General features: G+C 69.8%; 17 protein-coding genes. 5 read left to right on the plus strand and 12 right to left on the minus strand.

The window, feature by feature from the left end; genetic code table 11:
- Position 1: 1 nt before the first annotated feature.
- Together ACMX37_RS14365 and ACMX37_RS14370 are read right to left on the minus strand one after the other, a co-directional pair.
- A complete protein-coding gene (locus ACMX37_RS14365; protein ID WP_483146582.1) occupies positions 2–508 on the minus strand; it encodes a DUF6702 family protein in 507 nt (168 codons plus the stop codon).
- Positions 508–2,928 (minus strand): M1 family metallopeptidase, encoded by a 2,421-nt coding sequence (locus ACMX37_RS14370; RefSeq protein WP_483146583.1) that lies wholly within the window; start codon positions 2,926–2,928, stop codon positions 508–510. The genes ACMX37_RS14365 and ACMX37_RS14370 overlap by 1 nt, the downstream gene beginning before the upstream one ends.
- Before the next feature lie 151 nt (positions 2,929–3,079).
- Between ACMX37_RS14370 and ACMX37_RS14375 the strand changes: the two genes are divergently transcribed.
- The 5 genes from ACMX37_RS14375 (at position 3,080) to ACMX37_RS14395 (ending at position 8,084) form a co-directional block, all read left to right on the plus strand.
- Positions 3,080–3,265 carry a C1orf53 family protein gene (locus ACMX37_RS14375; RefSeq protein ID WP_483146584.1) on the plus strand — a complete coding sequence of 62 codons (186 nt, stop codon included), beginning with the start codon at positions 3,080–3,082 and terminating at the stop codon, positions 3,263–3,265.
- Positions 3,266–3,319: 54 nt separating this feature from the next.
- Positions 3,320–4,432, plus strand: coding sequence for an S-(hydroxymethyl)glutathione dehydrogenase/class III alcohol dehydrogenase (locus tag ACMX37_RS14380; RefSeq protein WP_483146585.1), 1,113 nt, complete (start codon positions 3,320–3,322; stop codon positions 4,430–4,432).
- Between the two features lie 100 nt (positions 4,433–4,532).
- A complete protein-coding gene (locus ACMX37_RS14385) occupies positions 4,533–5,636 on the plus strand; it encodes a GNAT family N-acetyltransferase (protein ID WP_483146586.1) in 1,104 nt (367 codons plus the stop codon).
- Complete coding sequence (locus tag ACMX37_RS14390; protein ID WP_483146587.1) at positions 5,629–7,137, plus strand: lipopolysaccharide biosynthesis protein; 1,509 nt, start codon at positions 5,629–5,631, stop codon at positions 7,135–7,137. Before ACMX37_RS14385 ends, ACMX37_RS14390 begins: the two co-directional genes overlap by 8 nt.
- A 68-nt stretch (positions 7,138–7,205) precedes the next feature.
- Positions 7,206–8,084, plus strand: coding sequence for an alpha/beta hydrolase (locus ACMX37_RS14395; RefSeq protein ID WP_483146588.1), 879 nt, complete (start codon positions 7,206–7,208; stop codon positions 8,082–8,084).
- 15 nt (positions 8,085–8,099) lie between these two features.
- Here the strand turns inward: ACMX37_RS14395 and ACMX37_RS14400 are convergent, their stop codons facing one another.
- Genes ACMX37_RS14400 through ACMX37_RS14445 form a run of 10 tightly spaced genes read right to left on the minus strand, consistent with a single transcriptional unit; the run spans position 8,100 to position 15,204 of the window.
- On the minus strand, positions 8,100–8,465 hold the full coding sequence (locus ACMX37_RS14400; protein ID WP_483146589.1) for a hypothetical protein: 366 nt from the start codon (positions 8,463–8,465) through the stop codon (positions 8,100–8,102).
- A 15-nt stretch (positions 8,466–8,480) separates the two neighbouring features.
- The gene (fliD, locus tag ACMX37_RS14405; protein WP_483146590.1) at positions 8,481–9,938 is read right to left on the minus strand and encodes a flagellar filament capping protein FliD; all 1,458 of its coding nucleotides are present in this window, start codon (positions 9,936–9,938) and stop codon (positions 8,481–8,483) included.
- A gap of 30 nt (positions 9,939–9,968) precedes the next feature.
- Positions 9,969–11,111, minus strand: coding sequence for an EscU/YscU/HrcU family type III secretion system export apparatus switch protein (locus ACMX37_RS14410; protein ID WP_483146591.1), 1,143 nt, complete (start codon positions 11,109–11,111; stop codon positions 9,969–9,971).
- A 1-nt stretch (position 11,112) separates the two neighbouring features.
- The gene (locus tag ACMX37_RS14415) at positions 11,113–11,898 is read right to left on the minus strand and encodes a flagellar biosynthetic protein FliR (RefSeq protein WP_483146592.1); all 786 of its coding nucleotides are present in this window, start codon (positions 11,896–11,898) and stop codon (positions 11,113–11,115) included.
- Between the two features lie 10 nt (positions 11,899–11,908).
- Positions 11,909–12,181, minus strand: a complete 273-nt coding sequence (locus ACMX37_RS14420) for a flagellar biosynthetic protein FliQ (RefSeq protein WP_483146593.1) — start codon at positions 12,179–12,181, stop codon at positions 11,909–11,911.
- Positions 12,178–12,978, minus strand: coding sequence for a flagellar type III secretion system pore protein FliP (gene fliP / locus ACMX37_RS14425; RefSeq protein WP_483148418.1), 801 nt, complete (start codon positions 12,976–12,978; stop codon positions 12,178–12,180). The genes ACMX37_RS14420 and fliP overlap by 4 nt, the downstream gene beginning before the upstream one ends.
- Positions 12,978–13,286: a flagellar biosynthetic protein FliO gene (locus ACMX37_RS14430; RefSeq protein ID WP_483146594.1), complete on the minus strand. Its 309-nt coding sequence runs from the start codon at positions 13,284–13,286 to the stop codon at positions 12,978–12,980. Before ACMX37_RS14430 ends, fliP begins: the two co-directional genes overlap by 1 nt.
- A gap of 18 nt (positions 13,287–13,304) precedes the next feature.
- Positions 13,305–13,661: a FliM/FliN family flagellar motor switch protein gene (locus ACMX37_RS14435; protein ID WP_483146595.1), complete on the minus strand. Its 357-nt coding sequence runs from the start codon at positions 13,659–13,661 to the stop codon at positions 13,305–13,307.
- Positions 13,658–14,608 (minus strand): FliM/FliN family flagellar motor switch protein, encoded by a 951-nt coding sequence (locus ACMX37_RS14440; protein ID WP_483146596.1) that lies wholly within the window; start codon positions 14,606–14,608, stop codon positions 13,658–13,660. The genes ACMX37_RS14435 and ACMX37_RS14440 overlap by 4 nt, the downstream gene beginning before the upstream one ends.
- Positions 14,605–15,204, minus strand: a complete 600-nt coding sequence (locus tag ACMX37_RS14445; RefSeq protein WP_483146597.1) for a flagellar basal body-associated FliL family protein — start codon at positions 15,202–15,204, stop codon at positions 14,605–14,607. The genes ACMX37_RS14440 and ACMX37_RS14445 overlap by 4 nt, the downstream gene beginning before the upstream one ends.
- Between the last annotated feature and the right edge of the window lie 10 nt (positions 15,205–15,214).

Genomic DNA, 15,214 nt, shown 5'->3' on the forward strand with positions numbered 1-15,214 from the left:
GCTAGGGCGTCAGCGGGGCATCGACCGGCGCCGAACCGGCCCTGAAGATGAAGGTGTTGACCTTGGTCCCGCCGCCGATGTTGACGCGGTTTTCCTGCCGCGCCCAGACATCTGTGAGGATCTGCGAATTGAACCGCAGCACCGCCTGCCCGCCCGCGGGTGCCGGCACCTCCTGATAGACCCACAGGCTGCCGCCGGTGATCTCGCTGCCGACATAGGCAGGCTCGACCAGCTTGCCGTCGACCTGCAGGAGAAACCGCCGCGTCACATAGCGGGCAAAGGCCTCCCGGCTCTTTTCCGAGCCGATGATGTCGGCGCTCTTGGCCCCCTGTGCCCTCAGCGCGTGTTCGGCATCGTGGACCGGCACCTGGTGCGCGATCTCGATCGCGCCGCTGCGCGCGTTGAGGGCGATGGTGCTGATCGCGATCTTCTGCTGGTGCGCCAGCACCGCCCCGCCCGCGAGCGGGGCCAGCACAAGCGCGGCCAGCAGCAGCAGCCGGCGCAGCATCACTTGCGGTTCTTGACCGGCTCGGCGCCCGCGGCCTCGCCCATCAGATCACGGCTGACGCGCGACTTCGACGCCTCGTCCTTGAAGGCCTCGATCCGGCTCGGGATGATGCGGCGCGGGTAGTGGTTGTCCTCGAGGTTGGCATCGCCGGTCTCCCAGTCGGGATCGACCATCACCTCGACCAGCTCCTTGTTCTTCGGGAAGACCAGCAGCTTGGCGACTTCCTTGGAATTGCGGCGCCAGATCTCGGCCGGGATGTTGAGCTTCTGCTTCGATCCGTCCTTGAAGGTCAGGCCGAGGATGATCGGCATCACGAGCCCGCCCTTGTTGGTGAAGTTGAGGACGTAGTAGTTCGCATCCTCCTTCACCGCCCGGTCGAAGGCGGCGCGTTCCCACGGGGCGAGGCCTTCGAGGAAATCGGTGTAGCCCTTCCGATCCTTGGGCGTGACGGTGAATTCGTCGTTCCTGTCGTAGAAATCGGTGACGCCCGGGTTCTCCATCACCCAGATCGGCAGCCCCTGCTCCTTGTTCAGCCCGATGCCGACCGGCGTCGGCTCCTCGGCCCGCTCCTGACGGCGGCGCGGCAGGTCGATGTCGGGGTTCTTGCTGTCCATCTTCAGCCGGTAGATCGAATCGAGGCTGATATCGACATGGTCGGTGGTGTAGAACCAGCCGCGCCAGAACCAGTCGAGATCGGTGCCCGAGGCTTCCTCGATGGTGCGGAAGAAATCCGCCGGGGTCGGCCGCTTGAACTTCCAGCGGCGCGCATATTCCTTGAGCGCGAAGTCGAACCGCTCGCGTCCGATCACCGTGTCGCGCAGCACGTGATAGGCCGCCGACGGCTTGCCATAGGCGTTCGAGCCCAGATCGGTGATCGAATCCGACTGGGTCATGATCGGCTGCTGGTTGTTCGAGACCATGTAGGGCACGAGGTCACGCGCGAGGCTGCGGGTCCAGGGCATGTTCGGGTCCCACTCGTAGCCCGCGACCGAATCCAGGAACGAGTTGATCCCCTCGTCCATCCAGGTCCACTGGCGCTCGTCCGAGTTCACCGTCATCGGGAAGTAGATGTGGCCGATCTCGTGGATCACCACCCCGACGAGGAACATCTTCTCCGCCAGCGAATAGGTGCGGCTGCCGTCCTTGTTGAGGGTGGTGCGCGGCCCGTTGAAGGTGATCATCGGATATTCCATCCCGCCGACCGGCCCGTTCACGGACTGCGCGGTGGGATAGGGATAGTCGAAGCTGAAGCGCGAATAGACCTTCAGGGTGTGCACCACCGCGGCGGTGGAATACTTCTTCCACAGATCGCCGCCCTCCTTGGGCCAGAAGCTCATGGCGAGCACGGTTTCGTGCTCGGCGCCGGGCTGCTTCACTCCTTGCGCGTCCCACATAAATTTGCGGCTCGAGGCCCAGGCGAAATCGCGCACGTTGGTGGCGGCAAACTTCCAGGTCTTCTTGCCGCGGGGATTGCCGGCCTCGGCGGCGGCGGCTTCCTGCGGGGTGACGACGAAGACCGGCGCCGAGGCGTTCTTCGCGGTCTCGAGCCGCTGGCGCTGGGCGGCGGTGAGCACGGTTTCCGGGTTCTGGAGCGTGCCGGTGGAAGCGACGATGTGGTCGTCGGGCACGGTCATCTCGACCTCGTAGTCGCCGAATTCGAGCGTGAACTCGCCGCGACCGAGGAACTCCTTGTTGTGCCAGCCCTCGTAGTCCGAATAGACCACCATGCGCGGGAACCACTGGGCCATCAGGAAGATGTCGTTGCCGCCCTTCCTAGGATCGTCGGGGAAGTGCTCGTAGCCCGAGCGCGCGACGACCGCGTCCTCCTCGACGATGTTGAAGGCCCATTCGATCGCGAATTCGGTCGTCGCGCCGGGCGCGAGCGGTTCGGGCAGGTCGATGCGCATGAGGGTGCCGACGATGGTGTGCGGCAGCCTCGCGCCCGTCAGCGTGGTCACCGCGCCGATGTCGTAGCCGTAATCATTGTCGGCCATCGACTGCTGGCGGCGCAGCTCGTCCATCGACAGCTTGGTCGGCTCGTTGCCGGAACCCAGCGCGACCTTCGGCCCGCGCCGGCCGGCCCCGCCAAACACGTCGGTCAGCTCGGCCATCGAATCGCGCTTGAAGATGTTCTGGTCGAGCTGCATCCACAGCCACGGCAGGGCGTCGGGCGAATTGTTGGTGTAGCGCACCGTCGCGCGCGCGGTCAGGCGGCGCTTCGTCTCGTCGAGCTCGGCGGTGATTTTGTAATCGACCTTCTGCTGCCAGTATTCGTGCCCCGGCGCGCCGCTGGCGTTGCGGTAGGTGTTGGGATCGGGCAGCACCTCGTCGAGCTGGCGGAACTTGTCCTCGAAGCCCCCCTTGGTCTGCTGCACGCCCTGGGCGTGGGCGGGAACGGCGAGAAACAGGGCGGCAAGCAACAGAACGAGGCGCAAGAGCGTTCTCCGGCAAGAATGGCAGGCGCGTGAGAGAGCGCAAATCAGGCAAGCGCGCAAGCGGGTATGGTGCGCCGGGCGGCAATTTTATGTCGTGCATGGCATCGCGGACACTTTGGCCCTATCGGATGCGACCATGACGCAGCCCGAATGGCATGCCCTGCACGAAGCCGCCTGCGCCGGCGGGGAAGCGACCTATCGCGATCCCGAAACCGGCTACACCGTCTTCACCCGCCTTGCGCACCTGAAGCGCGGCAAGTGCTGCGGCTCGGGATGCCGCCATTGCCCCTACGATCACGAGGCTGTGCCGGGCCGCGGCTGAGACTTGCAAAGCTGCACACCTGCGGGAATAGCGGGCGCGAAGGAGTTCCGCCCCATGAAGACCCGCGCCGCCGTCGCCTTTGCTGCCAAGCAGCCGCTCGAGATCGTCGAGCTCGATCTCGAAGGCCCCAAGGCCGGCGAGGTGCTGGTCGAGATCATGGCGACCGGCATCTGCCATACCGACGCCTACACGCTGGACGGGTTCGACAGCGAGGGGATCTTCCCCTCTGTGCTCGGGCACGAGGGCGCGGGGATCGTGCGCGAGGTCGGCGCGGGGGTGACCAGCGTGAAGCCGGGCGATCACGTGATCCCGCTCTACACCCCCGAATGCCGCCAGTGCAAAAGCTGCCTCTCGGGCAAGACCAACCTGTGCACCGCGATCCGCGCGACGCAGGGCAAGGGCCTGATGCCCGACGGCACCACGCGCTTCAGCTACAAGGGCCAGCCGATCTACCACTACATGGGCTGCTCGACCTTCTCGAACTTCACCGTCCTTCCTGAAATCGCCGTGGCGAAGATCCGCGAGGACGCGCCGTTCCAGTCGGCCTGCTACATCGGCTGCGGCGTCACCACGGGGGTCGGCGCGGTGACCAACACCGCCAAGGTGCAGGTCGGCGACAACGTGGTGGTCTTCGGTCTCGGCGGGATCGGCCTCAACGTCATCCAGGGCGCGCGGCTGGCGGGGGCGAACCTGATCGTCGGCGTCGACATCAATCCGGCGCGCGAGGAATGGGGCAGGCGCTTCGGAATGACCCACTTCCTCAACTCCAAGGGAATGAGCCGCGAGGAGATCGTGGCGAAGGTGGTCGAGATGACCGATGGCGGCGCGGACTACACCTTCGATGCCACCGGCAACACCGAGGTGATGCGCACCGCATTGGAAGCCTGCCACCGCGGCTGGGGCACCAGCGTCATTATTGGCGTGGCCGAAGCCGGCAAGGAGATCGCCACCCGCCCGTTCCAGCTGGTGACGGGGCGCAACTGGCGCGGCACGGCCTTCGGCGGGGCCAAGGGCCGCACCGACGTGCCCAAGATCGTCGACATGTACATGACCGGCAAGATCGAGATCGATCCGATGATCACCCACGTCATGGGTCTCGAGGAGATCAATACCGCCTTCGACCTGATGCACGAAGGCAAGTCGATCCGCTCCGTCGTCGTCTACTGACCTCTGCCGCGCACGCTCGGGCAAAGTCCGTGGTTAACCGCGTGGTTACGCCCCCTTGCTATGGCCTTCGCCTGACGCCCGCGGGCGAGGCAGGTGAGGAATGTACGAGAGCAGGATTGCAGCCGATCACCTGACGGTCGCGGCGGTCGAGGGCTTCTGCCCCGAGATCGACGCGCTGGCGGCGTGCAACCTCTCGGGCCACGGCTTCCTGCGCGCGGCGTGGTATGGCGCGGGGCAGGCGGACAAGGGCCGCACCCTCGTGCTGCGCGGCGCGAACGGCGCGCCTCTCGCCGCGATCCCGACCGTCGCCTTCGGCCCGCAGGTGGCGGGCGCGCGCAAGGTGCCCGGGAGCTACTGGCCGCTGCGCTCGCCCCTGATCGCGCCCGGCTGCGGCGTCTCAGACCTCGCCCACGCGCTCGGCCATGCGGCCTCCTACGGCCTCGGCCCGGTATGGCGCATCGGCCCGGCCCGCACCTGCGACCCGACGATCGCGCGGGTGATCGAGGCGGCGCATCTCGCCAACTGGACGATCCTCGCCCGCCCCGCCGGCGTCAGCTGGCTGGTCGATCTCGACGCCGCGCAAGCGAAGGGGTGGCCCCGCCCCTCGGTCGGCAAGAAGCTGCGCGCCGCGTGGCGCAAGCTCGAGCAGCTCGGCACGCTGCGCTGGCACCACGTCCGCGGCAGCGGGTGGAACGAGACGGCGCTCGAGGACATGGGCCGGATCGAGGCCGAAAGCTGGATCGCCCGCACCACCGACGGGCGCGGCGCGAAGTTCATGACCCCCGCCCAGCGCGCCCAGTGGCAGGATGCCCTGCGCGATCCCGTGATCGCCGGAAACCTCTCGGCCGCGATCCTGATGCTCGACGACCGGCCGATCACCTTCTGCTTCGACCTCGACGACGGGCCGGTGCGCTATGGCATCGCCAGCAGCTATGTCGAGGACATGAAGCGATTCAACATCGGCAAGCTCGCCAATTACCGCTCGATGGAGGACGCCATCGCCGCAGGGCAGCGTGTGCTCGATCTCGGGGTGGGCGACAGCGGCTACAAGGAGGAGATGGGCGCGGCCGAAGGCTATGCCATGAGCGATCTCCTGTTCGTGCGCAGCCGCACCGCCGCCACGATGCTCGCCCGCCTGTGGGGCGAACCGATGGTGCCCGGACGCCTTGCCCGCCTCGAGCAGCCCGGAGCCAGGCGTGGCTGAGGCCGATCCGGTGGTCCCCGGCCCCTCGCTCGCCTCGCAGGTGCGCACCGCGGTGATCTGGCGCTCGGGCAGCCAGGTGCTGACCCAGCTCGTCTCCTGGGCCTCGACCCTGATCGTCATCCGCCTGCTCGCCCCGCAGGACTACGGCCTGTTCGCGATGGCGCAGGTGATGCTGACCCTGCTCAACACGATGAACGGCTGGGGTCTCGCCTCGGCGCTGATCCGCGAGGAAACCGTCAGCGAGGAACGGCTGCGCCAGACGCTGGGGATGCTGATCCTGCTCAACGGCGTGCTGGCACTGGTCCAGTTCCTCGCCGCGCCGCTGGTCGCGCTGTGGTTCGAACAGCCGATGGTGGCGGACCTCCTGCGGGTGCAGGCGGTGCTCTATCTCGCGGTGCCGTTCTGCGCCGTGCCACACGCGATGCTCTCGCGCCGGATGGACTTCCGCCGTCCGGCGCAGGTGCGCCTTGCCGCGGCCGTGGTCGGCGCGGTGACGGCGCTCACCGGCGCGTTGTCGGACTGGGGGGTGTGGACGCTGGTCGCCGCGCCGATGGCGATGCTGCTGACCGAGGCCGTGGGCATGACATGGGCCGCGGGTGCCCCGATCCGCCCGGTGTTCCGCTTCGGCGGGGCGGGGCACATCGCGGGCTTCGGCGGGGTGATGACCGCGACCCAGCTGTTCTGGTTCGCCCAGAGCCAGGCCGACATCGTGATCGCAGGACGCGTGCTCGATCCGCACGATCTCGGGGTCTACACCACCGGCCTGTTCCTCGCCCAGCTGCTCGCCGCCAAGTTCGTGCCGCCGATCAACGAGGTCGCCTATGCCGCCTATTCGCGCCAGCAGGCCGAGGGAGAGGCGGACATGATCGCCCCGGCCCTCATCGCCACGATCCGGCTGGTGATGCTGGTGGCGCTGCCGGCCTATGCCGGACTTGCCGTGGTCGCCCCGGTGCTGGTGCCGGTGCTGCTCGGCGAGAAATGGGTCGAGATCGCCCCGCTGCTGCCGATCCTTGCCGGCGCGATGGCGATGCTGACATTGCAGATCCTGTTCTCCCCCGCGACCAACGCGCGCGGCTTTCCCGGGATCGCGCTGAGGGTGACGGTGGTCGGCAGCGTCGTGATGCCGATCGCCTTCTTCACCGGATCGTGGTGGGGCCTCACGGGCTTCGCCTGGGGCTGGGTCGGAGGCATGGCGGTGCTGACGGGGGCGACGATCCTGCTGTCGCGCCCGGTGATCGGCTTCAGCCTGGCGGGCCTCGCCCGCGCGATCCTGCCGCCGCTCGCCGCTGCGCTGGCGATGGCGGCGGGGGTGGCGCTGGTGCTGCGGGGCCTCGCGGGGGCGCCCGATCTTGCCGCGCTCGCCATCGCGGTGCCGGTCGGCGTCGCGCTCTACCTCGGCCTCCTCCACCGGATCGCGCCCGATCGCCTTCTCGAGGCGCTGCGCTTCATCCGCAACCGCGGCGAGACCGGGAGCGCCGCCGTGCCCGCTCCGGCGGAGTGAACGCGCGGTGCCGGAACTGGCAAAAGCGCGCGATTGACTTGGGCCGAGCGATGCTCTTGTGCGGCGGCATGACCACCGCGCGCCCTGCCCCCGTCACCCGCCTCCATCCCGTCAACGGCATCGATCTCGCGGTCCACGAATGGGCGTCCAGGGGCGGCGGGGTGCCGCTCGTCTTCGCCCATGCGACGGGGTTTCACGGCCGGGTCTGGGACACGGTCATCGCGCATTTCCCGTCGCATCCCGCCCACGCCCTCGACCTGCGGGGGCATGGCCGCTCGCGCGCCGGGCCGATCACCGACTGGCGGCTTCTGGCCAGAGATGTCTCTGAATTCCTTGAGCAATCATCGCTGAGCGGTGTGATCGGCATCGGCCATTCGATGGGAGCGCACACCCTGCTCCAGGTCGCCGCCGACCGCCCAGGGGCGTTCGCCCGCCTGGTGCTGTTCGATCCGGTGATCCTCGCGCCCGAATTCTACGGCGCGGGCGAACCGCTCTACACCGCCGACAACCCTCACCCCGCGATCCGCCGCAAGCGCGACTTCCCATCCGCCGAGGCGATGATCGAACGCTTCGCCGCGCGCGATCCCTATGACCTGTTCGACCCCCGCGTGTTCGAGGATTACTGCCGCCACGGGCTTGTCCCCGCCGCTTCGGGCGAGGGGCTGGAACTCGCCTGCGCCCCCGAGGTCGAGGCCAGCGTCTATGCCTCGAGCCGCAGCAACGGCGGCATTCTCGAAGCGGCGCGGCGTGTCGATATCCCGGTGCTGGTGGTGCGCGCGCAGATGACCAGCCTCAACGATTTCAAGAGCTCGCCGACCTGGCCGGAGCTGGCGAAGGTGCTGCCGCAGGGGGTGGATCTCTACCGGCCGGACATGACCCACTTCCACCCCTTCCAGGACCCGGCGGATGCGGCGCGGATCATCGGGGACTTTGCAGGTTTCACGTGAAACATTGCCGGCAGCCTAGCCCGCTGCTTCGAGTATATCCTTGATATCGCTCTGGATATTCTGAAGCGCCGCAGCATCCGCCTGTAGGATTTGCGCCCCGATCTGGGCGGCCAGGCCGCCGTAGAAGGCCTTGAGGCTCGCCCCCAGCGGATGCCCGGGCGCGACCGATTTGGCCAGCCACAGCATGATCGTCTGGGCGCGCACGAGCGGTTCACGACCTGCCGACGACCCGCGCATGACCGCGCCATGCGCCTGCCCGATCGCGGCCTCGCACTCCTCCAGACAGATCCGCGTGAGATCCGCCCCGCCCGAAGCCTCGATCCGCGCCTCGAGCGCGACGCGGCGATAGGCGGCGGCGGGGTTGCGGGCGAGCATCTGCATCCCTGCGCCTCCCCCTTACCGTTCGCGCGCCGACCAGATGTCGACCTGCTGGCGGATGAAGGCGAGGGTCGACTGCGAGGCTGCCACGCGCCGCTCGGAGGCGGTGAATTCGCGGGTCAGACGCTCGCGCAGCGCCTCCTGCTGCTCGGCGATCCGCGCGAGGCGATCGTCGCTCGCCTGAAGCTGGCGCTGCAAGCGCCGCTGCGAGCCACCGAGCGAGCCCGGATCGGCGGCAAAGCCGGTCTCGCGCGCCAGCCGGTCGATCGCCGCGAACACGCCCGTCACCCCGGTGGTGAACATCGCCGCCGCGGCTTCGGGGCTGGTCTCGAGCGTGCGACCCAGCCGCGCGCTGTCGAGCCGGAAGGTGCCGTCGCGGTTCAGCGCCACGCCGAGGTCGCCGAGCGTGCGCGGCGCGCCATCGGGGGCCGAGGGCATCAGCACCTGTCCGGCAAGCGCCGCCAGATCGCGGCGCAGCTCGCGCGCGCCGGGATCGTTCCCCAGCTCGCCCCCGACCGGCGCGGCGAGGTCGTTGAGCTGCCCGACGATGTCGTTGAGCGCCGCGACGAGATCGGTCATCACGGCCGAGATCGCGGTGCTGTTGCCCGCGAAGGTGAGCGCGGTCGGCGCGCCCGCATTGGTGCCCGTCAGCGTCAGGCCGAAGCCCCCCGGCAGGCCGGTGACGCGGTTGGTGGGGCTGGTCATGGCCACCCCGTCGAGCCGGAAGGCGGCATCGCGCGCGGTGCCGGTGCGCAGCGTGTCGCCCTCGGCGGGCGTCCAGGCGAGATAGCGCGGATCGCCCGCCGCGAGCGGCGGCGCGGGGTCGGGATCGGGCGGCGCGGACGGTGGCAGCGCGGCTTCGAGCACGAAGCCGTTCGCCGCACCTTCCTGCCCCTTCAAGACCAGCTGCGCGCCGCCCGTGCCGGTGGCGACATAGGCCTGCACGCTCCCCCCGCTCGCCTGGGTGATGCGGGCCGCGAGGCTGGCGAGGGTGTCGGTCTCGGTCAGGGTGATCTCGATCGGGGCGCGGGCCACGTCGGGGGTGAAGCTGGAGGCACCCGCCGTGCCGAAGCGCAGGGTCAGCGTGCCCTCCCCCACCAGCGCGTCGCGGCTGGCGAAGGGGCGGCTGAGCAGCGTCTGGCCCGAAGCGAGCTGCGTCACCTCGAGCGCGAAATTCCCCCGCGGCGAGGCGCCCGGGGACACGTTCACCGTGGCGACCGCGGCATTGGCGAGCGTCCCGCGCGGGGCGAGGTCGCCGTTCCGGATCCGGTCGCCGAGCGCGCTCGCCAGCTCGTTGACCGATCGGCGCAGCTGCCCCGCGGCCGAGATCTGCGCCTCCAGCGTCGTCCTGCGCGCCGTCAGCTGGTTGCGCTGCGCCGCGAAGCTGGCGGCGGAGATGTCCTGCGCCAGCTTGATGAAATCGACGCCGCTGCCTGCGCCGAGGGCCGAGATGATCGAGGAGCCTGCGGTTGTCATGGCACGGATAACGGGTGCGGGCGGGGAAGTTTAAGCATGGTTCTCGGGCCTCCCGTCCCCGTCGAACCTCAGCCCCTGCGGCACCTCCACCACCGGGCGGCGCGGGCGCTGGCCGCGCTTCAATGCCATGACGAAGGCGACGAGCGAGGCGAGCGCGACGTAGAGCTCCTCGCGCACCATCTGGTTCGGGCGGGTGGTGAAATAGACCGCGCGGGCAAGCTGAGGGTATTCGAGCACCGGAAGGCCTTCCTCCGCCGCGATCTCGCGCATCGCGAGCGCGGTCTCGCCCCGGCCCTTGGCGAGCAGCAGCGGGGCGGGGGCGCGGGCCGGGTCGTAGGTCAGGGCCACGGCGAAGTGCAGCGGGTTGACGATGATGAACTGCGCCTCCTTCATCGCCTTGGCGACGCCCCCGCGCGCCAGATCGCGCTGGCGCTGGCGGCGGGCGGCACGCATCTCGGGCGAACCCTCGGCCTGCTTGTTCTCCTCGCGCATTTCCTGAAGGCTCATCTTCAGCCGCTTGTCGCGCTGGAAGCGTTGCAGCGGGTAATCGATCGCGGCGATCGCCACGAGGCCGACCAGCAGCGCGCCCACGAGGCTGGCGATCGCCTCGGCGGCCTGCGCCAGCTGCGCCTCGAGCGGGAGGGTGCCGAGCATCAGCAGTTGCGGCACGCGGTCCCTGCCCCACCACCACGCGATCCCGCCCAGCAGGGCGAGCTTGGCGAGGCCCTTGCCGAGCTCGATCAGCCCCTGCCAGCCGAGGATGCGCCTGAAGCCGGCAAGCGGGTTGATGCGGGAGGGCTTGAAGGCGGTGTTGCCGATGACGAAGCGCCCGTCCGCCCCGCCCAGCAGCACCTGCGAGACGGCGGTGACGGCGGCGACGATCAGCCCCAGTGCGATCACCGGCGGCAGCGCGGCCAGCGCCGCATCGCCCATAGCCGCGCCCGGGGTGAAGCCTTCGAGCGCGCGGCGGTCGAAGACGAAGCCGGCGCGCGCGATCCGCGCCATGCCCTCGTTGAGCCACGCACCCAGCCCCCACAGCGCCAGCGCGCCCGCGCCCGTGGCGGCGGCGACGCCGAGCTCCTTCGAGCGCAGCACGTCGCCCTTCTTCGCCGCGTCCTGCCGCCGCTTGGGGGTGGGGGCGAAGGTCTTTTCGCCGGCGGTCTCCTCGGCCATGTCAGGGTTGGCCCACGAGCGCGGCGGACTGGTCGAGCGCGGCCTCGATCACCCAGCGCATCTGCCCGGCCATCACCGGCATGGCGATGATCAGCGCCGCGATCCCCGCCAGCACGCCAGCCGGCAGGCCGAGCGCGAAGAGGTTCAGGGCCGGAGCGGAGCGGGCGACGAGGCCGGTGACGATCTGCACCAGCAGCAGCACCAGCACCACCGGCAGGGCGATGGCGGCGGCAGCGGCGAGGCCGTAGCCGAAGAACATCACCACCGCCTCGGCCCGCCACGCGCCGAAGGCGAACTGCCCGGCGGGCAGCAGGCGGTAGCTTTCGACCAAGAGCTCGAACCACAGCAGGTGCGCGCCGGTGGCGAAGAAGAGCAGGCTCATCACCAGCCCGAAGAAGGTGCCGAGCGCGCCTGCCTGCGCGCCGCTTGCCGGATCGATCGAGGTGGCGATGGCAAGCCCCATCGTGCCGGAAATCTGCTCGGCGGCGAGGAGCGGGACGGCGAAGGCGAGTTGCAGCACGAAGCCGAGCATCAGCCCGACCGCGATCTCGTGCAGCACGGCGAGGATCGCGGCGATGCTGAGCATGGCGGGCGGCGGGGCGATCGGCACCCAGGCGGCGATGAAGTGGCCGAGCACGAGGGAAAGGAGGATGCGCAATTCCACCGGCACCGCCGTCCCCCCCACCATCGGCGCCGCCATCAGCGCCGCGCCGCAGCGGATCGAGAGGAACAGGATCTGCCACAGCTGCGCCTCGATGCTGCCGAGGCCGAAATCGAGGACGTTCACGCCGCCCCCCTCACGCCGCAAGCCCTGCGACCTGCGCCATGATCTCGCGGGTGAAATCGGCGAGCAGCCCCATCATCGCCGCGCCCAGCACGACGAAGACCAGCGCGGTGATCGCGAGCTTGGGGATGAAGGAGAGCGTCTGCTCGTTCACCGAGGTCGCGGCCTGGACGATCCCGACCACAAGGCCCACGATCAGCGTCGCGATCAGCACCGGCCCTGCGATCAGCGCCGTCACCCACAGGGTCTGATCGGCGAGCGCAAGAAGCTGCGCGTCCTCGGTCATGTCGCGAAGCTCAGGGCGAGGCTGCCCATCAGCAGCGCCCAGCCGTCGACCAGCACGAACAGCAGCAGCTTGAAGGGCAGCGAGATGATCGTGGGCGAGAGCATCATCATGCCGAGGCTCATCAAGACGCTCGCCACGACGAGGTCGATGACGAGGAAGGGCAGGAAGATCATGAAGCCGATCTGGAAGGCGGTCTCGAGCTCGCTGGTGACGAAGGCGGGGAGCAGGATCGAGAAGGGCACCTCCGCGCCGCTCCTGAAGGTGCCGCCGCCGGCGATGTCGGTGAACATCACGAGGTTCGCCTCGCGGGTCTGGGCGAGCATGAAGGCGTGGAAGGCCTCGCCCGCCTTGCCAATCGCGGCATCGGCAGACAGCGCGCCGGCGGCATAGGGGGCGATCGCCTGCGCGTTCACGATGTCGAGCGTGGGGGCCATGACGAAGAGCGAGAGGAACAGCGCGAGCCCCGCCAGAACCTGCCCCGGGGGCGAGCCCTGCAACCCCAGCGCCTGGCGCAATATGGCCAGCACCACGAGGATGCGCAGGAAGCTCGTCATCATCAGCACCAGCGCGGGCAGGATGGTGAGCAGGCCCATCACCACCAGCAGCTGGAGCGAGAGGCTCAGGGGGCTGTCATCGCCGGCGCCCTCATCGCCCAGCGCGCGCTCGATGGCGGTGCCCACGCCTGCCGCGACCGGGTCGGGCACCGGCGCGGCGGCGAGCGCCATCTGGGGCGCGCAGAACATGGTTAACGCGGCAAGGCACAGCAGGGCCGCGCGCAAAAGCGGGAGGCGGTGCATCATTCCGTCTCCACCTGCGTGTCGGGGGTGGCGGGGGCCTCGCGCAGCCCGGCTTCGCCAAGGCGCACCATGCCCTGCCGGGTGCAGCCCACAAGGATCTCGCGATCATGGAAGCGCACCACGGCGAGCTTCATGCCGGGCGCGATCAGGCTGGTCTCGACCAGCTGGAGCTGCCGGCCCGTCCCGGCGCCCGCGCCCGGCATCTGGCCGAGCCGGGTCTGGAGCCAGCGGGTCAGCCACAGACTCCCCCAGATCAGCCCCGCCAGGACCGGCAGCAGCAGCGCGAGGCGCAGGAGATATTCGAGCATCGGCCCGGTCCCGGCCCGTTACAGCGCGTCGTCGAGCGCGCCCGGCGCGGGAGCGGGAGCGGGAGCGGAATCGGTCGCCGCTTCCGGTGCGGCAGCCTCGCCTGCAGGCGGCAGCTCCTCGCCCTCCTCGCCCAGCAGGCTCACGATCCTGAGGGCAAAGCGCCCCTTCTCGGCCACCACCTCGCCGCGCGCGATAACGCGGCCATTGGCCGTGACGTCGAGCAGTTCGTCGGTCATCCGGTCGAGCGGCACAGTGCTGCCCTCGCCCAGCATCAGGACATCGCGCAAGGGCATCTCGGCGCGGCCGAGCTCGACCGAAAGGCGCACGGCAACGTCCCCGAAGCGGGCGAAAGCGGCGGGTTGATGGACGGTCATGATGCGATCCCTTCGGATGGGGTGGAAACGACAGGCGGAATGCGGGTGAGGCGGATCGCCATGCGATCCTCGGCGGTGCCGACGCTGCCGTGGCCGACCAGCGTCTCGCCCGCCATCAGCGGCACCTGCCGGCCGATCGCGAGCGGGATCATGTCGCCCGGGCGCAGCGTCTGGAGGCGCGCCAGCGAGAGGTCGAACTCGGCCAGAACCACGTGGAGCGGGACCGGCACGGCGGCAAAGGGCGCGGCGAGCCCGCTTGCCGGGGCGCGGGGCGCGCGCGGGCGCGGGGGTCGCCCGCCGCCGGGCAGCAGACGCGTCATCCGCTCGGCGGCCACGGCCAGCACCGCGCGCCAGGTGCAGCCCTGGCGGTTGGCGATCTCGAGTGTGAAGACCAGCGCCCCGGCATCGAGCGCGAAGGGCTTGAGGCGCGCGGCGCTCTCGCTGCGCACGATCACCTCGCCGCGGCTCGCCAGCCCCGCCGGGGGCGGCAGGTCGCCGAACCCCGCGACCGTGATGGCCCCGGCGATCATCGTCGCCGCCTCCTCGGTCAGCAGCGCGGCCGAGCGCGGCAGCGCCTCGGGCACGTTCCCCGTCACCCGCCCGTCGCCGCCGAAACTGCGGTCGGTGAGCGCGATGGCAGTGGCGAAATCGAAGCTGACGAGCGCGGTCTCCCCGCCCGCCCCGCAGCGGATCAGGGCATTGGCGGCGAGCGGCCCGATGCGGCGCAGCGCGTCGGCGCCGGTCATGCGCTCGGGCTCGGCAATGCTCACCTCGAGCCGGTCGCCCGAGAGCAGGGCCGAGAGGTCGTCGGCCAGCAGCCGCCCCAGATCGCGCCGCCAGGCCGCCATCAGCGCGGCGCTTTCGGCCGGGTTGGGGCCGCGTTCGGTGAGTTCGGCGCAATGCAGCGCGGCGGCGCGCGCGGGGGCGAAGGCGTGCTTCATCCTCATTGGACCAGGAACCCCCGGAAGTGGACGGCGTCGATCCCGCCGAAGCCTTCGTTCTCCTCGAGCACCTGGTTGACCGCCTTGGTCAGCCGCCCGGCGAGGCGCTTCTTGCCCTCGACGTCATAGGCCTCGGCCTCGGTGGTGGCAGCGAGCTGGGCGAGGATCGCCGAGCGGATCGCCAACTCGTGCGTTTTCACCCATTGCAGCACCCGTCCGTCGCGGCGGGTCGAGACTGCCAGCTCGACCTGCACCAGCCCCGGCGAATCCGCGAGGTTGGAGGTGAAGCTTTCGGCGAAGGAGTAATAGGCGGTGCGGTACTTGCTCCCGCCCTCGCCATAGACGGGGGCGGCGGCGTCCTTTTCCTTCTCGGCGCCGGGCAGGGGATAGGGATCGGCATCGGTCTTGAGCACCAGCTTGGGCTCGTCGGGCTCCTTCGCGCCGCCGCCCCCGCCGATCAGGCCCATCGCGAAGGCGCCATAGGCCCCGCCCGCGCCAACCCCGAGCAGAAGCACCGCGCCGAGGATGATCTTGATCATCCCGCCCTTGCCGGACTTGCCGCCGCCATCGGCGCCCTCGGCCTTGTCCTTACCCTTGGCCATGCCCTGTCAG

The sequence above is a fragment of the Porphyrobacter sp. THAI-01a genome, from assembly GCF_056868655.1.